Source organism: Streptomyces cinnamoneus (assembly GCF_014650495.1).
Lineage (GTDB): Bacteria > Actinomycetota > Actinomycetes > Streptomycetales > Streptomycetaceae > Streptomyces > Streptomyces cinnamoneus.
Genome location: NZ_BMVB01000028.1, coordinates 25,207 through 43,994, shown reverse-complemented (window position 1 = coordinate 43,994; position 18,788 = coordinate 25,207). Strand labels below are relative to the sequence as shown.

Sequence of the window (18,788 nt, the reverse complement as noted above, 5' to 3'; positions counted from 1 at the left end):
TGTGTCCGGTCCTTGCTGATCCGGCTTTCGCCTTCTGCCCACTGTAGTGCCGCCTCGCGGACCGTCGGACGGACGAATCCGGTGGGGCTCGGGGGAAAGACGCGGGTCATGGGCGGATGGTTGCCCGGGGGCTCCCCGGCTTCCGTCACCAGCGGCGGGAAACCGCGAGAAATCAGTCGGGAGCGGGCAACTCTCAGAAGAAACCCGCCATCGCCGGACGGTGAGCCGAAGGTTCCGCATACTCGGATGGTCGTTCAAGATCACGAAACGGCTCTCGCCGGGCGCGTCGCCGGTGGCAGGTGCGAGGATGCTCGCAGCACGGATGCGCCGGGGAGGGAGCGGGAAACCCCGCGCGACGTGGTGACCTGTACGTGCCGATGCGCCCGTGCGAGGTGGGGGAAAGGCCGCCCGGCCCCTGTCGCGCACCCGGGGCAGGAAGGGACCGTTGACGGCGATGCAGATCCGGCTGACCGTCCTCGGGCCGCTCAGCGGCCACACCACGTGCGCCTGCGATGTGCTCGTGACCGCCCCTGCGGGGACCGCCCTGGCCGCCGTGTCCAGCGGCCTCGCCGCCGCCGTCGCCGCGGCCGGCTCCGACCTCGGCAGCGGTGCCGTCGTCGTGTACGCCGGCACCGAACGGCTCGACGCGCAGCGGTGCGCCCTCGGCGAGCCGCCGCTCATCGACGGCGCGGTGCTGTCCCTGGGCGCCCCCGTCGGGCCCGAGCGGCACGCGGGCGTGCTGCCCTCCGGCGTCCCGGGCGCCACCGCCCGCCTCCACGTCGTCTCCGGCCCGGACGCCGGCGGCGTCCACCTGCTGCACGGCGGCGAGGTCCGCGTGGGCCGCTCCAGCTCGGCGGACATCCCGCTGGACGACCCGGACGTCTCCCGCCTGCACTGCGCGGTGACCCTCGCCGACGACGGCGGCGTCACCCTGCACGACCTGGGCTCCACGAACGGCACGACCCTGGAGGGCGAGTCCGTCGACGGCACGCCCCGCCCGCTCCCGCCGGGGACGCTGGTGCAGGTCGGCGAGTCGGCCCTGAGCCTGTACGGACCGGTCGGCGACGGGCCGGGCGTGCTGCCGGCCGTCCCCGACGGCGAGGGCCACCTGCGGGTGGGCCCGGCAGCCGCCGCGGACGGGCCGCCGGCCGGGGCCCGCTCCGCCGGCACGTCGACGGCCACGGGCCTCGCCGGCTTCGGAACGGCGGTGGCTCCCGGCAGTGCCGCCTCCGGCGGCGGCGCCGGAAGCGGCGTCACCTCCCGCGCCGCCGGCTTCGCGACCCTGACCGAACACCGCGCCGGCCCGCCGCTGGACGTGCCCGCCGCGGACACCGCCGACGGCAGACGCCGCAACCGCGGGATAGGGGCCTGGGCCCGCCGCCTGGCGGGCGGCCTCGGCGGCGCGCAGCGCACGGCGGACGACGCCGAAGAGCTGCCGCCCGGTGCCGTGAGCGGCGCCGGGGACCCCCTGACCACCGCCGGCACCCTGCGGGAGCGCTGGCCGGACCCGGCGGCGGTGCTGCTGACCGCGCTCGGCCCGGGCCCGCGGCTGTGGGAGCGCGGCCCCGGCCACCCCGACCTGCTGACCGTCCGCCTGGGCACCGCCGACCGCTACGCCCCGGACGGCGGCGGCCTCCTGCCGTCGGTCCCGGTGACGGTCGGACTGCGCCAGGTGGGCGCGCTCGGCCTGGCCGGGCCCCGGGCCCGTCTGTCGGGGCTGGCCCGTTCCGTGCTCGCCCAGCTGGCCGCGCTGCACGCGCCCACCACGCTCGAATACGTCCTGATCAGCGCCGACCGTGCACGCCCGGTCGAGGAGCGGATGGCGGAGTGGTCCTGGCTGGGCTGGCTGCCGCAGCTGCGCCCCGCCCACGGCCAGGACTGCCGGCTGCTGCTCGCCCACGACCGCGAGCAGGCCGAGGCCCGTACGGCCGAGCTCGTGCGGCGCCTGGACGACGGGCCGCTGGGCCCGCACTGGGCGAACGCCTCCCGCGAGGCCGTCGCGACGGCCGCCGCGGGCCACCAGGGCCCGTACACGGTCCTGATCGTCGACGGCGACCCCGGATCGGCGGCGCTGCGCGAGACCGTGGCGCGGCTGGCCGTGGGCGGCCCGGCGGCGGGCATCCACCTCCTGTGCCTGGCGGAGGCCCCGGCCACGACGCCCTCCTCGCCCGTGGCCGCCACGCTCGCGACGGCCGAGGCGGCCTCGCCCGCCTTCCCGCACTGCGGTGCGGTCGCCCTGCTGAGCGGAGACGTGGCCACCGTGGTCCAGGTCATCCACCGCACCCCCGCACCCCCGCCGCCCGCGGAGGCCCGCGAGCGCGCGACGGTGCCCGTACCGCGCTGGGCGGCCGCCGCCGACCGGGCGGCCCGGGCCGAGGGACGCACCGCGGTGCCGGGCTCCGGTCCGCACGCCGCGGGCCCCGGCGCCGGGACCACCGTCATCGGCGCCCTGGACGCGGTGTCCGGCGCCTGGGCCGAGCGGTTCGCCAGGGCGCTGGCGCCCCTGCGCATGGCCGAGAACGCCGGCGACCCCGCACACGCCTCCCGCATCGCGGCGGCCCTGCCCCGCACCTCGCGACTGCTGGACGAGCTGGGGCTCGCCCGCGCCACGCCCGCCTCGCTGACCGCCCGCTGGGCGGCCGCCACCGACCGGGGTGCCCGGCCCGGCGGCCGTGCCGTCGCCGTCCTGGGCGCCGGACCGCACGGGCCGCTCACCGTCGACCTGGCGGCCGACGGCCCGCACCTGCTGGTGGAGGGCAGCCCGGGCAGCGGCAAGACGGAACTGCTGCGCTCGCTCGCCGCGTCGCTCGCGGCCGCCGACCGGCCCGACCGGCTCTCGCTCGTCCTGGTCGACGGCGCCGCCGCCGAGCGCGGCGAGGGCCTGCGCGTCTGCACGGACCTGCCGCACGTGTCCACCTACCTGGCCGCCGCCGACCCGGTGCGGATGCGGGAGTTCGCCCAGGCGCTCATCTCGGAGCTCAAGCGCCGCGCCGAGCTGCTGGGCACGCTCGACTTCACCGCCTGGCACGACCGGCAGCCGGCGCCCTCGGCGAACCCCGGCGTCATCCCGCCCCGACGCCCGTCCGAGCCGCTCTCCGGCGACCTCGAACCGGCGCCCAGCGGCACCCTCAAGCTCCGCACCCAGCGCAGCGACGCCACGACACGCACGGCCGACACGGCCCTGCCCCGGCTCGTGGTCCTCGTCGACGACTTCGACGCGCTCGTCGCGCCCGCGCTCGGCAGCACGGGCCGCCCTGCGGCCGGTTCGGTCGTCCGGGCGCTGGAGGCCGTCGCCCGGGACGGCGAACGGCTCGGAGTGCATCTGATCGCCGCCTCGGGGCGGCCGGAGCGCACGGCCGACACGGCGGCGGTCGAGCACGCGGGGCTGCGCGCGGCCCTGGAGATCGCGCCCCCGGCACCCGACGCCCCCGCGGGGGCCGGCCCGGACGGCAGCGACGGACCGGTCCCCGGACGCGGGCGTCTGCAGCGCCCGGACGACGCGGGGGCCACGCCCTTCCAGGCGGGCCGCGTCACCGGCCGCATCCCCCGTACGGCGACGCTGCGCCCGACGGTGGTGCCGCTGGACTGGCAGCGCATGGGCGATCCGCCCACCCGCCGGCCGCTGCGCGAGCTGGGCAACGGACCGACGGATCTGGCCCTCCTGGCCAGCGCCCTGCAGCGCGCGGCGCAGTCCGCCGGGGCCCAGGCGGCGCCGCCCCTGCTCTAGGCAGCGCGTCACAGCCCGGTCACGATAGGCGAGTTGACACCGGAGACGGTATTGCGGCGGCTCGTGACCGGGCGTAGGACTGTCGCACGGGAGTGCGGCCAGCATGCCGGGGCGACGTGCGGCAGGGCCGCCTGCGGGGACCGGGCACAGGAGGTACGGCCATGCGTACGCCAACACGTCCATCGCTACGCACAACACGAGCGGCACGCAGCGCACTTGCCCTGGCCGCGGCGGGGGCCCTGGCCCTGACCGCCGCGGGGTGCGGCGACGGCGACGACAAGAGCGACGGCGGCAAACAGAACACCTCGAAGCCCGTCCCGGGCAAGTCCGACGTCATCTCCCACACCGTCGAACTCCCCAAGCTGGCAGGGCAGAAGCTGAAGGTGACGGCCGTCTGGACGGGCGCCGAACAGAAGAGCTTCACCAAGGTGCTGGACGAGTTCGCCAAGCGCACCGGCGCCGAGGTCTCCTTCGTGCCCAGCGGCGACGACATGTCCGCCTTCGTCGGCTCGAAGGTCGCGGGCGGCGACCCGCCGGACGTGGCGATGCTGCAACAGCCCGGCGTCCTGCGCGAGTTCGCCCAGAAGGGCTGGCTCAAGCCGCTCGGCCGCGAGGCCACCGCACAGCTTGACAAGAATTTCGCCAAGGGCTGGCGGGAACTCGGCTCCCACGAGGGCAAACAGTACGGTGTGTACTTCAAAGCGACCAACAAGTCCCTTGTCTGGTACAACACCAAGGTCTTCGACGCGGCGGGCGTCAAGGAGCCGAAGACGTGGCAGGAGTTCCTGCACACGGCGCAGGCGATCGCCGACTACGGGGTCTCCCCGGTCTCGGTGGGCGGCGCCGACGGCTGGACCCTCACCGACTGGTTCGAGAACGTCTACCTCTCCCAGGCGGGCCGGGAGAAGTACGACCAGCTCGCCCAGCACAAGATCAAGTGGACGGACGCGTCCGTCAAGGAGGCGCTGATCACGCTCGGCCAGCTCTTCGGCAAGAAGGAGCTGCTGGCGGGCGGCAACGAGGGTGCGCTGCAGACCCAGTTCCCCACCTCCGTCACCCAGACCTTCACCGGCGGGGAGAAGGCGAAGGCCGCCATGGTCTTCGAGGGCGACTTCGCGGCGGCCAACATCACCGGCGCCAAGGCGACGATCGGCAAGGACGCCAAGGTCTTCCCCTTCCCGGCCGTGGGCGGCCGCTCCCCCGTGGTGACGGGCGGGGACGTGGGCGTGGCGCTCAAGGACGGTCAGGCGGCGCAGGCGCTGCTGACGTTCCTGGCCTCCTCCGACGCGGCACGGATCTGGGCCGCGGAGGGCGGCTTCGTGTCGGCCAACAAGAACCTCGACCCGTCCGCCTACCCGGACGAGGTCCTGCGCTCCATCGGCAAGGCGCTCGTCGCGGCGGGGGACGACTTCCGCTTCGACATGTCCGACCAGGCCCCCGCCTCGTTCGGCGGCAAGCCCGGCCAGGGCGAGTGGAAACAGTTGCAGGACTTCCTGCGCAACCCGGGCGACGTGGAGGGCACCCAGCAACGGCTGGAGTCCGACGCGGCCAAGGCGTTCAAGAGCTGACGGGACGGGACCGGCACCGTGACCACCGCGACCGCTCCCCCACCGTCCGCCGCACCGGCCCGCAGGCGCAGGAGCGTGCTGGGCACCCGTCCCTGGGTGGCCGCCTGCTTCCTGCTGCCCGCACTGGCCCTGCTCGGCGCCCTGGTCGTCTATCCCATCGGCTACTCCGTCTACCGCAGCCTCTTCGACGCGTCGGGCAACGGCTTCGTCGGCTTCGACAACTACCAGGAGGTCTTCACCGACGAACGCATCCGCACGGCCCTGAAGAACAACGTCGTCTGGGTGGTCGTCGCCCCGGCCGTGGCCACCGCCCTGGGCCTGGTCTTCGCGGTGCTGACCGAGCGGGTGCGCTGGGGTACGGCCTTCAAGCTGGTCGTCTTCATGCCGATGGCGATCTCGATGCTCGCCGCGGGCATCATCTTCCGGCTCGTCTACGAGCAGAACCCGGACCGCGGCGTCGCCAACGCGGTGTGGGTGGGCATCCACGACACCTTCGCCGCCCCCGCCCCCTACCCGGGCGCCCGCCCCCGCCCGACCGGCGACCTGGCGGCGAGCGGCGGCGGTGCGTACACCACCAAGGCGGCGGTACGGGCGGGCACGGCGGTCGCCCTGCCGCTGGTGGCCGTCAAGCCGGAGGACGTGGGCGGCGCCAAGGAGGCGATACCCGCGCGCGACGTGGCCGGGAAGGTCACCGGCACGGTGTGGATGGACTTCACCAAGGGCGGCGGCGGGACCTCGGGCAAGATCGACGCGGGTGAGAAGGCCCTGGCGGGCGTCGCGGTGGAGGCGGTGAAGGACGGCCGGACGGTCGCCTCGGCCACCACGGACGCCGACGGGACCTTCACGCTGCCCGCGGCCGCGGACGGCGCCCGGCTGCGCCTGCCCGCCGGCAACTTCGCCTCCGCCTACAACGGCGTCGACTGGCTGGGCCCCACCCTCGTCACCCCGTCCATCATCGGCGCCTACATCTGGATGTGGGCGGGCTTCGCGATGGTCCTCATCGCGGCGGGCCTGGCGGGGGTGCCGCGCGAACTGCTGGAGGCGGCACGGGTCGACGGGGCCACGGAGTGGCAGGTCTTCCGGCGGGTGACGGTGCCGCTGCTGGCGCCGGTCCTCGCGGTCGTGGTCGTCACCCTCATGATCAACGTGCTGAAGATCTTCGACCTCGTCTACATCATCGCCCCCGGCTCCAGCCTCGACAACGCCAACGTCCTCGCGCTCCAGCTCTACCAGTCGTCCTTCGGCACCGACGTCAATCAGGGCGTCGGCAGCGCCATCGCCGTGTTCCTGCTGCTGCTCGTGACACCTGTGGTGATCGTGAACATCCGCCGGATCCGCAAGGAGAGGAAGGGCCGGTGATGGCCACCACCACGAACACGGTCGTACGGGCCAAGCAGTCGTTGCCCTCCCGCATCGCCGCCCGCCTCGGCGGCGGCGCGACGCAGGCGCTCCTCATCGTGGTCGGGCTGTTCTGGCTGATGCCGACGGTGGGGCTGCTGCTGTCCTCGCTGCGCGACAAGTCCGACATCGCGTCCTCGGGCTGGTGGCAGGTCTTCAGCCATCCCGCCCAGCTCACGACGGAGAGCTACCGCACGCTGTTCGGCAACGACAAGGTCATGGAGTCCCTCCTGACCACCGCTCTGATCACCATTCCGGCGACGGCGCTGGTCATCCTCATCGGCGCACTCGCCGGATACGCCTTCGCCTGGCTGGACTTCCCCGGCCGGGACTGGTGGTTCATGGTCGTGGTCGGTCTGCTCGTGGTCCCGGTGCAGGTCGCTCTCATTCCCGTGGCGAAGCTCTTCAACACCCTGGGCATCTTCGAATCCACCGTGGGCGTCATCCTCTTCCACACCGCCTTCGGACTGCCCTTCGCCGTCTTCCTGCTGCGCAACTTCTTCGCCGAGATCCCACGCGAACTGCTGGAGGCGGCACGCCTGGACGGGGCGGGCGAGCTGCGGCTCTTCACCCGCGTGGTGCTGCCGCTCGGCGGACCGGCCATCGCCTCCCTGGGCATCTTCCAGTTCCTGTGGGTGTGGAACGACATGCTGGTCGCCCTGATCTTCGCCGACAGCGGCAACCCTCCGATCACCGTGGCCCTGCAGCAGCAGGTCCGTCAGTTCGGGGACAACGTGGACATCCTCGCCTCGGGTGCCTTCCTCTCGATGATCGTGCCACTGGCGGTCTTCTTCGCCTTCCAGCGCCAGTTCGTGAGCGGGGTGATGGCCGGGGCGGTGAAGTGACGCCCCACGGTGTGTCCTGTGGCGTGCCTACCGGCGCAGGTAGAGCGATATCGCACCGCCGCGGACGAACACGGTGGACTCCTCCCTGTACAGCGCGTCGAGTGCCCCGGCCTTGGCCCGCTCGGCGCGCTGGGCACGGAACCACGGGGTGCCTACCGTGGTCGAGTCCGCCACCACCCACACCCGCCCGCGAGGGGGGAGGCGGCCCAGCCGGGCCCGCAGCTCCGCCGTGCCCACTTCCTCGCCCAGGAGCGTGCCGGAGGCGGCCGGCGACCGCTTCAGGGTGAGGTCGCGCAGCCCCGCGAACTCCCGCGGATAGGCCAGGGCCGTGCGGCGCTCGTGGAGCGGCAGGAACAGCACCGCGTCCCCCGGCCGCGCCATGCGTCCCACCACCGAGGCCACCCGGGCGAGTTCGTCGCCCCGGCTCGCCGGCAATCGCTCCCGCTCCTGGACGGGCAGTTGGACGGCGAAGGCCGCGGCAACCACCGCGACACCCGCCACCGTCACGGCCCGGCGCCACGGCACCGCCCCCAGCAGCCGTTCCGCGCCGGCCGCGGCGAGCAGCGGCACACCCGCCAGGCTGAACAGCAGATAGCGGTCGAGGAAGAGCGGCTGGCGCTGGGAGGCGAGGTAGAGCAGGGCCGGCGGAACGAGGGCCAGCGGCAGGGCGACCGCGTTCAGCCGCAACGGCCCCGTCCGGGGCAGCGGCAGGAGCAGCGCCACAACGGCCAGCAGCACGACGACGGTCAGGACGCCCTCGCCGGGGCCCGCGAAGGAGCGGAGGAGCGCCTGCGCCTGCTCGGGGCCGGGGGTGCGGATCCACGCGACCTGCTCGCTCTGGCGCCGGGAGACCACCGCCAGCGGCGCCAGCACCCCGCACGCCCCCGCCGCCGCACACCCCCAGCGACGCAGCGTGCGCCACGGCACCCGGGAGACGAGCAACGTCACGGCGTGCGCGGCGAGCAGCAGCACGGCGAACTCGTGGAGCAGCGCCGTGACCGCGACCACCGCCCCGTACGCCACCCAGCGCCGGTACGGGGAGCCGTCCTCGACGGCCCGTATGAGCAGCCATGTGGCCAGGGCGGCGCCGGCGGCGACCAGGGCGTACGAGCGGCCTTCCTGCGCGTAGTGGCTGACGAACGGGGTGACCGCGTAGAGCAGCCCCGCCCACAGCCCCACCCGGGGCCGGGCCAGCCGGCTGCCGATCACGGCCACCAGGGCCGCGGTGGCGGCGGCCGCCGCCACGGACGGCAGGCGGAGCACCGTCTCGTCGGCACGCAGGGCGAGGAGCGGGTGCATCAGCAGGTAGTACAGGCCGTGCACGGCGTCGATGCTGCCGAGCATGTGCCAGATCTCGGGCAGGGAGCGGCGGGCCACCTGGAAGGTGGCGGCCTCGTCCCGCCACATCGTGCCCCGGTCCAGCCCCCACAGGCCGAGCAGCAACATGACACCCGCAGGCACGGCCGGCACCAGCACGGCCGGGACACGCCGCCCGCCCCCGCTTCGGCCACTGGACCGGCTGCCGGCCCCGCCGCTATCGGGCCGCCCGCCGGACCGGCCGTCCCCGGACTGGTCACCATCCCCGGACCGGTCGTTCCCGGACTGGCCGTCCTCAGACCGGCCGTCCCCAGCCCTACCGTCCCCAGACCGGCCGTCCTCAGACCTACTGCCCCCAGACCGCACGCCCCCGTGCCGGCCGGCATCCCCCTGCCGTCCGGCAAGCCGTGCCGCCGGTCTCAGCACGGTCCACAGCAGCGTCCGCAGCACCGCCGGCAGTGCCGTCGGTAGCGCCATCGGTCCCATCTGCGTCCCTCCCCCGTCTCTCCCCGTCCCGCCCCGCATGGGTGACCATGGTGCCCATTTATCGCACTTATCGGATAAGACTGTTTTCTGTGACAGTGAACGGGAGCGGAACTCCTGCCACCGCGCAGGTCAGCGTGATCGTCATCGGCTATGACGACGCCGGGCACATCGCCCACGCCATCCGCTCCGCCCTGGCCCAGGGCCCGGTCGTCGCCGAGGTCGTCGCCGTGGACGACGCCTCCACGGACGGCACCGGCGACATCCTCGACCGCCTGGCCAAGCGCGAACCCCGCCTGAAGGTCGTCCACCGCACCGTCAACAGCGGTGGTTGCGGCACCCCCCGCAACGACGGCGTACGGGCCGCCACCGCGCCGTATGTGATGTTCCTGGACAGCGACGACGCGCTCCCTCCGGGCGCGGTGGCCGCCCTGCTGGGCGCCGCACTGCGGCACGACGTCCCCGTTGCCGCGGGTCTGTGTGTACGCCGTGAGCTCCCCCGGCGGCGGGACACCCCCTGGCAGCGCGGCCTCTACCGCAGGCCCGCCGTCCATGGCTCCCCCGAGGAACACCCCGCCCTGCTGCACGACACCCTCTGCGTCAACAAGCTCTACGCGCGCGCCTTCCTCACCGGCCACGGCATCGCCTTCCCCGAGGGCGCCTTCCACTACGAGGACTTCGTCTTCACCGCACGCGTCCTCGCGGCCGGTCCCCGGGTGGCGACCGTCCCCGACCCCGTCTACATCTGGCACGTGCGACGGAACGCGGCGCGGCCGTCGATCTCCCTCGATCGCGGCAGCGTCGCCAACTGGCAAGCCCGCGTCCTCGCCCACCAGCACGGCGTGGACGTCTTCCTCGACGCCGGCAGCAAGCCCCTCGCCCACGCGGCACGGGTGAAGTTCCTCGACCACGACCTGCGCATGTACGCCCGCGAACTGCCCTCCCACGGGCCCGCCTATGGCAGCGCCTGGTGGCGGGTGGCCCGTGACTGCCTGGCCGCCTACGAGGAGGCCGACCTGTGCGCCGCCCGTGCCCCGGCCCGCTGGATCGCCCGGGTCGTCCTGTCCTCGCCGGTCCCGCGTGACCTGGAGCGCCTGGCCCAGCTGGCGGCCCGTCCCGCCCGGCTGCTCCCGCCCTACGCCGAGGCCGCCGGACGGCCGGTCTGGGCGCCGGACCTCCCGGAGGTGTTCCTCGACGGTCTCACCGGGCCTGGCGCGAAGCCGGCCCGCCGGCTGCCGGTGACCGTCGACGCCGCGCTGTCCCGGGGACTCGGCCCCCGGGCCCGGCTGCACCTGCGCGTCCACGACCTGTACGGGCGGCTGGCGGCGGCCCGCCCGCACACGGTCGACGTGGAGCTGCGGCTGCAGGACCGTGACGGGACGGTGGTGGAGCACACGGCCCCGCTGGCGGCCGAGGAGGCGGGCTGGACCGCGGCGCTCGACGTCGATCTCGCCGGGCTCTCCACCCACGGCCGCCGGCCGGGCCCGGCCCAGGTGTGGGACGTCCGGGTGCGCATCCGGTGCGAGCACGGCGGCACCCTGCGGACGGCCGTACGGGGCGTGTTCAACGGTGGGGCCGCTCCCCGCCCGGGCGTGGCCGTGAGCGCGCGGTGCGGGGTGCTGGTGGCCCAGCCCTACGCGGCCACGGGCGGCTCGCTCGCGCTGCGGCTCGTACCCGGCGTGCGGTCCGCCGCCGCCATCGCCGAGCGCAGGCTGCGCAAGCGCTTCCCCCTCCATCGGCCCGCCCCCTTCCGGAAACACAGGCCCGGCCTGCGGGCCCCGGACGTCCGCCCGTCGACGGGCGTGTGACGGCGTCACCGCTCCACCTCCTCGAACAGCGCCTCCCACCGGTCCAGCACCGCGGGCAGTGCCAGCGGTGCGACGTGCTCGCGCGCCGCCCTGCCGTACCGCGCGCGCAGCGCACCGTCCCTCATCAGTTCGCCCAGGGCCGCCGCGAACGCCGCCGCGTCACCGTGCGGCACGAGGGTGCCCGTCCGTCCGTGGACGATCAGTTCGCGGACACCGCCCGACAGGTCGAAGCTCACGCAGGGCACACCGGCTGCGGAGGCTTCCGCGAGGGCCATCGGGCGGCCCTCGCGTTCACTGGTGAGGGCCACCACCGACAACTCGCGGTAGGCGGCGGCCATGTCGCGGGCACTGCCCCGGAAGCTGACCCGGTCGCCGACGCCCAGGCGGACGGCCTGGTCCCGTAGCTGTGGCTCCAGCGGACCGTCGCCGAAGAAGTGGAGCTCCCAGCCGGGGTGCGCCGGGCAGACGGCGGCGAAGGCGTCGATCAGCCGGTCCAGCCGCTTGACCGGGTCGAGCCGCCCTACGGCGCCGATCCGACGCGTGTCCAGGGGCGCGGGGTCGAGCGGTGTGAACGGCAGGGGGTTGGGCATCACAGCCACGTTCGGCAGCCGTCGGCGGCGGAACTCCGCCGCGTCCGGCTCGCTGAGGAAGACGGCCTTCTCCAGGGCGGGGTAGTACTGGAGGATCAGCTGCAGATTGACGGTGTGACACGCCTGCAGGAACGACTCGTGGTACTGCCCGATGGCCCTCAGGTGGAGCGGCCACTCCATGGAGTCGAGCCACACCGCCGCCCAGGGCGAGCCGATGATCACCAGCCCCTCGCGGCCGGCCGGGACCGACGCGAACCTCCGGGCCAGCCGCCCGCGGGCCCTGTTGCGTGCCGCCCGTTCGTCGCGTACCCGGCGCAGCCGTGCCGGATGCAGCCGCTCGGCGAGCGAGGCGGCCTGCCAGGCGGGCGGGGCGGGGGTGTCGTAGAGGGTGGTCCGCCGGTATGCCGGGTCGGTGAGGTAGGTGTGCGGTTCGCAACTGGGCCGGATGCCGATGAGCTCGGTGCGGTGGCCGCGCCCTGCGAAACCCTGGGCGAGGGTGTGCAGGACCCGCTGGGAACCGCCCATGGAATCGACGTCGATGCCGACGAGGAAGAGGTGGCGCGTCGTCACCGGGCGCTCCCCTCGAAGAACAGGTCGACCACGGCCTTGCTCGACCGCCCGGTCTCACAGGGGTTGAAGCGGGCCTGGAAGCGTGCGTAGGCCCCGGCCCACCGCTCCTGCAGCTCCACCGGATCGCGCAGCGCGGCGCCCAGATCGCGCGTGGTGGTGAACAGCGGGCCCGGGGCGATGTCCGTCAGGTCGTAGTAGGTGCCGCGTGAGACGGAGCGGTAGCGCTCGTAGTCATCGGCGTAGAACAGGATGGGCCGGCCGAGGTTGGCGTAGTCGAACATCACCGACGAGTAGTCCGTGAGCAGGGCGTCCGAGGCGAGCATCAGGTCGTTGAGGTCGGCGAACTCCCGCCCGTCGCGCAGTGTGTGCCCCAGCTCGCGCGGGACCGTGAACCGCTCGTAGTAGTGCGGCCGGATCACGACCGTCCACTCCTCGCCCACCTCCCGCACCAGCTCGGCGAGGTCGACCCGGATGGATTCGCCGCTGCCGCGCACCCCGTCACGGAAGGTGGGGGCGTAGAGCAGTACCTTGCGTCCGTCGGGGATCTGCAGCCGCTCGCGGGTGGCGGTGGCGCGGTCGCGTTGAGCGGGGTCGTTCCACCGGACGAGGGCGTCGTTGCGGGGCAGCCCGGTGCGCAGCAGCTCGCCGTCGTACGCGTTGGCCCGGACGAAGGTCCGCTCGAATTCCTCGCTGGGGCAGATGAGCGCGTCCCAGCGGGCCACCATCTCGCGGTGCAGGCGCTGCCGTTCGGGGCCGGCGAGCCGCAGCTCGGGGGTGTCGAAACCCATGTGCTTGAGGGCCTGGCCGTGCCAGGTCTGCAGGTAGCGGGTGCCCGGCCGTTTGGTGAAGAGCACGGGGAAGCCGTGCGAGTCGATCCAGTAGCGTGCGCGGGCGACCGTACGGACGTATTCCCAGCTGCCGCGGCGGATGAGCTCCGTGCCCTCGGGGTAGGAGGAGCGGCTGCCGGAGTAGGACCAGACGGCGCGCAGCGGGAGACGGCGGCGCTGGAGTTCCTCGTGGATGTAGCGGGGGCTGTCGGCGTAGCCGCGTCCCTCCAGGGCCTCGAAGACGATCAGGCCGTCGTCGATGGGCAGCTTCTGCAGCTCGTGGTAGGTCAGGGCCTTGGCGCGGGGCCCGGTCACCCGGCGGGTCAGGCGGTGGATGCGGCGGCGTACGGGTGACAGGCCGGGCGCGAGGCTCTCGGCGCGGGCGAGGGCCCCGGCGCGCTCCCAGGCGAGTTCGAGACGGCCCACGCCGTGTCCTTCGCACGCGGCCCGCACGGAGTGCCGGCCGACGCGCGCCCGCAGCGGCGGCAGGTCGCCGGGGGCCAGCAGCGGGTCGCTGCGGGTCAGCCCCAGTCGCTCCAGGGCGACCAGCGGGTGGCGCCGTCCCCGGAATCCCTTGGCGCCGACCGGGACCAGGCCGAGGTCCAGCTCGGCCTCGGCGGTGCGGATCTGTGCGTCCGGCCCGTCCCCGCCGCGGGCCGGGGCGTAGCGGAACGGCACGACGAGCGGTTCGGCGGTGGTGGCGATGCGCAGTTCGGCGGTGACGGGTGCGGGACCGCCGAGCACGCGGGCCGGGTCGTAGGTGCGCAGCGAGATCCGCAGGCGTGTCCCGGACGGCTCCAGTCGCACCACTTCGTGGCGCAGGGGGCCGGTGGCGAAGGGCTGCTCGTCCAGCCGCCAGTCGCTGATGTCCAGTGCGGCGGCGGCCTGTTCGTCCTCGGGAAGGGTGCGGCCCCAGTAGGTGCGTCCGGCGGCGTCCCGGACGGTGTGGCGCGGGGCGATCAGGGGCCGGTCCAGCGTGCGCGCACACTCGGCGGCCTCGGCGAGCCGGCCTGTCCGCAGCAGGTACTGGCAGAGCTGCTGTTCGCGGGGCACGGTGGCGAAGGCTTCCGGGGCGATGCCGCTCAGATAGGGGGTGACGGTGGCGGCGAACTCCTCGGTCCACCGGCGGTCCCGGAAGGGCAGGTCGCCGAGGTAGAGGCGGAGGTCGTGCCGGAGGAACTTGGCGTCTTTCGCCGGCCTGAGCCCGGCGTTGCCGCTCTCCTCCAGGAAGGCGTCGATCAGGCCGGCGACGGTGATGCGGTCCCTGACGTTCTGGATCTTGTGTCTGCTGGAGGAGATGGACGGGCCCGCCGCCGGGTCGCCGGCGAGGTGCCAGGTGTAGACGGGCCACGGGACGACGGCGAAGGCCCGCGCCAGGGTGAACGCCCGGGCGGAGAAGAGCTGGTCCTCGTAGTGCAGGTGCTCGGGGAAGCGCAGGTCGTGCCGGGCGAGGAAGTCGGCGCGGTAGATCTTGTTGGTCGAGAGGTGGTCGAGGAAGTATTCCGGGGCGGAGTGGATGCCCTCGACGAGGCGGGCGTCCGTGAAGAGTTCGGGGTACCACAGGCCCGCCGTGCCCGTCTCCTCGAAGAGCCGGGTGACCTCGCCGGTGACGAAGTCGGCGCCGCTCTCCTCGGCGGCCAGGAGCAGTGACTTGCAGGCGTGGTACGGCAGTTCGTCGTCGCTGTCGAGGAACATCACGTAGGGGGACCGTGCGGCGTCCAGGCCGGCGTTGCGCGGCGCGCCGCACCCGCCGCTGTTGACCGGGAGCCGCAGGCAGCGCACGCGGGGGTCGGCTGCGGCCAGGGTCCGGGCGACGCCGTAGGAGCCGTCCGCGGAGCAGTCGTCGACGACGACGACGTCGAGGCGGCGCAGGGACTGCCCGAGGACCGAGCGCACGGCGCGCGGCAGTCGCTCGGCGTCGTTGTGGACGATGACGACGACGCTGACATCGGGGGCGGGCATGGGTCACCTCACTTCGGAATCGGTCGAGGACGCGATCGCACTACACAGAGAGTAACCATCGTCACCGACAGTTACCACCCCTTTTTCCGTGCCGCTCCCCCGCCACGCCGCGAGGGCGAGCACCGCCGCCAGCCCCGTGAACATCACGATGTCCCGGTACGCATGCCGCTGGGCGGTGTCGAGCCCCGGCCACGGCACCCCGCCCAACTGCGGCACCAGCGGCATCCAGAACCACACCGACCGCACCGCCGCCGCCCGTTCCACCACCGACGCCGCCAGCGACGGCGCCACGACCAGCGCGTAGTTCAGGAACGACGGACGCGAGACCACGAACGCCGCGAGCATCAACAGCGACGTGCACTCCACCAGCTGCAGCCCGGGCGCACCCCCGCGCCGCCACCGCAGCCACGCGAAGCCCAGCACCACCACCCCCGCCGCCCCCGCGAGCGCGAAGGCCAGGGTGTGCGGCACCCCGAAGCGGGGCAGCACCGCCGGCCACGAGGCGTCGTACGGGCGGGCGTACGCATCCTGGCCGTGCAGCAGGAAGGGCAGCGTCCGCGTGAAGAACAGCCCCGGCCGGGGCATCGCCGACGCCGCCGCCAGGGAGAGCAGCACGGGAATGGCCACCGCCCAGGCCAGCGCCCGCCACCGCCGGGCCAGCACGAAGACCAGCAGTACCGGCACCAGCATCGGCTTGAGCGAGATCGCCGCCCCGACCACCATCCCCGCCCCCGACCAGCGCCCGCGCCGCGCCAGCAGCAGCGCCGCCGGGAACGCCAGCGCCGACGCCGCCGTCCAGTTGCCCAGGAAGACCAGGCTGTGGAACGGCAGGAAGAGCGCGATGCCGACCACCATGGCCGCCGCCAGCCGGCTGTCCGCCCGCACCGAGAAGATCCGCAGCGCCAGCACCGCCCCCACCGCCACGAAGGCACCCGTCACCACCGGCACGGCGTAGAACAGCACCCGCTCGGAGAAGAAGGTCTGGGGCACCGCCGCGAACACCGCCCCCGGCAGGTACAGGAACCGCTTGTCCGCGTACGGCGAGCCACCCTCCAGCAGCGCCTGCGCCGCCCGCACCACGACCGCGTTGTCGAGGCCCGTACGGTCCTTGGCGTAGGCCCGGATCGAACTCAGGACGTACAGCAGCAGCGCCGCGGTCAGCACCGGCCGCGAGGCGCGGCCACGCAGCCACGCGATGATGTCGGCGGGGGCGGGGGCCACGGGCCCCTCGGTGGTGGTCACGGCCGTACGACCTCCAGCAGCGCGAGCCCGCCCGGCCCCCGGGCCGCCCTCCTGAGCGCGGGATCGTCCGGGGCCAGACCCCCGCCGCCGTTCTTCTGCAGCACCCATCGCACGCCGTACTCCTTGAGGATGCCGAGCCGTTCGGCCCGGGAGGTGGCCGGGGCGAAGTAGCGCCGCGTCGCGTCCCGGCGCCGCTTCTCGTCAGGAAGGAAGAGATCCGGATAGGCGGGGGCGACGGTGTAGGGCCCGTAGGCGGGCAGGGTGCGCAGCGCATAGAAGTCGTCCGTCATCACCGTCGCCCCCTTCGGCACACGCGCCACCGCCCAGCCCAGCCCTCGCCACAGCCCGAACGCGGGCGCATCGCGCAGCACCGGCGGAATGGCGTCCCTGCGCAGGACGTACGACAGCACCCCCGCCTGCATCCACGCCCCCACCAGCAGGGCGGCCACCGTCACCGCCGGCAGGGCCCGGCGCAGCCCCGCGCCCTGGGCCTCGGCCACCTCGACGGCGAGCGCGAGCTGGGCGGGCAGCAACATGGCCGGCAGGACACGGCCCCACGCGTAGTGCCCGCTCAGCCATCCGGCCGCGAAGATCACGGCACCCAGCGCGAAGAGGAGCGCGAGCGGATCGCGCCGGTCGCGCCACCAGCGGATCGCCAGGGCCACGACGCCCAGCCCCACCAGGCAGAACCGCTCGGGCAGGAAGTCGTACAGCGGCCGGTGGACGGCGTCCATCCCGCCTCCGTCCAGCAGCGCCAGGAAGGGGTAGTACGGCCAGCACAGCAGGACGAGCATCGCCAGCGCGCCGCCTGCCGCCATCCGGAGCCATAGCTTCCGATCCGGCCCGGGCCGCGCCCCGACCAGCAGGGCCCCGACGCCCAGTACCGCGACGGCCCCGGTGAACTGATGGCACAGCAACGCCGCCGCCAGCAGCATCCCCAGCCCCAGGAATCCCAGGAGCCCCCATGCCTCCTGAAGTCCCCAGCGCAGCAGCGCCCACAGGTGGAAGGTGAGGCCCAGGGCGAAGGTGCTCGGATAGGCCAGGGTCAGGCACAGCGAGCTGAGGCCCGGCACCCCGCTCCAGGCGAAGAGCCGCACGCCGTACAGCAGCAGGACGCACAGCAGCCCGAGGGGCACGGCCGCGCGCCGGCGGCTGAACGTACGGACGAAGGCGGCGATCCCACTGCCGAGCAGGGCGAGCCCGCCCAGGGCCGCCAGCCTCAGCACCCCGAACGTTCCCCAGCCGCTCACCGTCGCCACCAGGGCCAGCGCGACCGCCCAGGGCGAGTAGTACGGGCTGACGGTGTCCTCGTCCACCAAGGGGTTGCCCGGGTGGAACAGGTCCGCGCGCAGCCGCTCCAGCACCGCACCGTGCATCCCCAGGTCGCCGGACCAGGGCAGCCGGACCACCATGAGCAGCAGCAAGGCGGTCAGCAGCAGGACCGCGACGGCGGCCGCCCGGTGCGGCAGGCGGGCCCTGAAGGCCATGGCCGGCGCCACGGGTCAGCGGGAGTGCTTGCCGGCCGGCCCCGCCGCGGCCGCGCGCAGGGTCTTCGACCGCAGCCGCCAGGGCATGGCCACGGATTCGAGCTGCACGGCCAGGTCCATCTTCGACTCCCCCGCCGTGCGGTCCTCGAAGTGGATCGGCACCTCCATGACGGTGAATCCGGCCCGCAGCGCGCGGTACTTGGTCTCGACCTGGAAGCTGTAGCCGGCACTGTCGACGCTGCCGAGGTCGATGGTGCGCAGCGCGTGGGCGCTCCAGAGGTTGAAGCCACTGGTGATGTCGCGGATGCGCGTGCCGAGGATGCCGCTGGCGTAGGCGTTGGCCCAGCGGGAGAGCAGTTTGCGGTGGGCCTTCCAGGCGTCGGAAAGCGTGCCTCCGGGCACGTACCGGCTGCCCACGACGACGTCCGCGCCGGTGGCCAGGGCGACGCCCAGCATGTCGGCGATCTTCTCGGTGGGGTGGCTGCCGTCGGCGTCCATCTGCAGGACGTAGGCGGCGCCCTCGGCGACGGCACGCTCCATCCCGGCCGCGTACGCCCGGCCGAGTCCCTCCTTGGCGGTGCGGTGCAGGACGCCCATGCGGACCCTGCCCGTCTCGTCACGCCGTTCGGACTCGTCACGCCGTTCGGCCTCGTTGTACTTCTCGGCGAGCTGCTCGGCGACGGCGCCGGTGCCGTCGGGGCTGTTGTCGTCGACGACCAGCAGCCGCAGGCCCTCCAGGGGCAGTGCCATGAGCGCCTCCGCCATGGTGGGCAGGTTCTGCGCCTCGTTGTAGGTGGGCATCACGACGGTCAGCGGAGTGCGGCTCCACTCGGCGGGCAGGGGCGGGCCGGCGGGGGTGCGCGGAGAACTCATGGGCTGGTCCTTGCGACGGAACGTACGGAACGTGCGGGGGGGGGGAGTTCAGGCGTTCAAACGGCTGTTCAAGACTGGCTTGCGGCGCGCA

11 protein-coding genes are annotated in these 18,788 nt (G+C 73.9%); 5 read left to right on the top strand and 6 right to left on the bottom strand.

Annotated features, from left to right (window positions below):
* Positions 1-454 precede the first annotated feature (454 nt).
* The 4 genes from IE182_RS27630 to IE182_RS27615 all read left to right on the top strand — a co-directional run bounded on the left by IE182_RS27630 (position 455) and on the right by IE182_RS27615 (position 7,538).
* Complete coding sequence (locus IE182_RS27630) at positions 455-3,727, top strand: FtsK/SpoIIIE domain-containing protein (protein WP_190112703.1); 3,273 nt, start codon at positions 455-457, stop codon at positions 3,725-3,727.
* 161 nt (positions 3,728-3,888) lie between these two features.
* On the top strand, positions 3,889-5,295 hold the full coding sequence (locus tag IE182_RS27625) for an ABC transporter substrate-binding protein (protein WP_190112680.1): 1,407 nt from the start codon (positions 3,889-3,891) through the stop codon (positions 5,293-5,295).
* Positions 5,296-5,313: 18 nt separating this feature from the next.
* Positions 5,314-6,654, top strand: coding sequence for a carbohydrate ABC transporter permease (locus tag IE182_RS27620; protein ID WP_229845168.1), 1,341 nt, complete (start codon positions 5,314-5,316; stop codon positions 6,652-6,654).
* Positions 6,654-7,538: a carbohydrate ABC transporter permease gene (locus IE182_RS27615; RefSeq protein WP_190112679.1), complete on the top strand. Its 885-nt coding sequence runs from the start codon at positions 6,654-6,656 to the stop codon at positions 7,536-7,538. The genes IE182_RS27620 and IE182_RS27615 overlap by 1 nt, the downstream gene beginning before the upstream one ends.
* Before the next feature lie 27 nt (positions 7,539-7,565).
* On the opposite strand, the gene IE182_RS27610 is transcribed toward IE182_RS27615, so the two are convergent.
* A complete protein-coding gene (locus IE182_RS27610; RefSeq protein ID WP_229845167.1) occupies positions 7,566-8,999 on the bottom strand; it encodes a glycosyltransferase family 39 protein in 1,434 nt (477 codons plus the stop codon).
* Between the two features lie 437 nt (positions 9,000-9,436).
* On the opposite strand from IE182_RS27610, the gene IE182_RS27605 reads away from it, so the two are divergent.
* Complete coding sequence (locus tag IE182_RS27605) at positions 9,437-11,146, top strand: glycosyltransferase family 2 protein (RefSeq protein WP_373303625.1); 1,710 nt, start codon at positions 9,437-9,439, stop codon at positions 11,144-11,146.
* A gap of 5 nt (positions 11,147-11,151) precedes the next feature.
* Here the strand turns inward: IE182_RS27605 and IE182_RS27600 are convergent, their stop codons facing one another.
* The 5 genes from IE182_RS27600 to IE182_RS27580 are packed head-to-tail and all read right to left on the bottom strand — an operon-like array spanning position 11,152 to position 18,697.
* Positions 11,152-12,306, bottom strand: coding sequence for a glycosyltransferase (locus IE182_RS27600; RefSeq protein ID WP_229845165.1), 1,155 nt, complete (start codon positions 12,304-12,306; stop codon positions 11,152-11,154).
* Positions 12,303-15,095 carry a bifunctional glycosyltransferase/CDP-glycerol:glycerophosphate glycerophosphotransferase gene (locus IE182_RS27595; protein WP_190112678.1) on the bottom strand — a complete coding sequence of 931 codons (2,793 nt, stop codon included), beginning with the start codon at positions 15,093-15,095 and terminating at the stop codon, positions 12,303-12,305. Before IE182_RS27595 ends, IE182_RS27600 begins: the two co-directional genes overlap by 4 nt.
* Before the next feature lie 3 nt (positions 15,096-15,098).
* Positions 15,099-16,337, bottom strand: coding sequence for a glycosyltransferase family 87 protein (locus IE182_RS27590; protein ID WP_229845164.1), 1,239 nt, complete (start codon positions 16,335-16,337; stop codon positions 15,099-15,101).
* Positions 16,334-17,824, bottom strand: a complete 1,491-nt coding sequence (locus tag IE182_RS27585; protein WP_190112676.1) for a hypothetical protein — start codon at positions 17,822-17,824, stop codon at positions 16,334-16,336. The genes IE182_RS27590 and IE182_RS27585 overlap by 4 nt, the downstream gene beginning before the upstream one ends.
* A gap of 15 nt (positions 17,825-17,839) precedes the next feature.
* Positions 17,840-18,697 carry a polyprenol monophosphomannose synthase gene (locus tag IE182_RS27580; RefSeq protein ID WP_190112675.1) on the bottom strand — a complete coding sequence of 286 codons (858 nt, stop codon included), beginning with the start codon at positions 18,695-18,697 and terminating at the stop codon, positions 17,840-17,842.
* Positions 18,698-18,788 lie beyond the last annotated feature (91 nt).

Excerpts from the sequence above, each read along its gene's own strand:
- IE182_RS27625 (WP_190112680.1), top strand. The coding sequence starts at position 3,889 with ATGCGTACGCCAACACGTCCATCGCTACGCACAACACGAGCGGCACGC.
- IE182_RS27580 (WP_190112675.1), bottom strand. The coding sequence starts at position 18,697 with ATGAGTTCTCCGCGCACCCCCGCCGGCCCGCCCCTGCCCGCCGAGTGG.
- IE182_RS27595 (WP_190112678.1), bottom strand. The coding sequence starts at position 15,095 with ATGCCCGCCCCCGATGTCAGCGTCGTCGTCATCGTCCACAACGACGCC.
- IE182_RS27630 (WP_190112703.1), top strand. The coding sequence starts at position 455 with ATGCAGATCCGGCTGACCGTCCTCGGGCCGCTCAGCGGCCACACCACG.
- IE182_RS27585 (WP_190112676.1), bottom strand. The coding sequence starts at position 17,824 with ATGGCCTTCAGGGCCCGCCTGCCGCACCGGGCGGCCGCCGTCGCGGTC.
- IE182_RS27615 (WP_190112679.1), top strand. The coding sequence starts at position 6,654 with ATGGCCACCACCACGAACACGGTCGTACGGGCCAAGCAGTCGTTGCCC.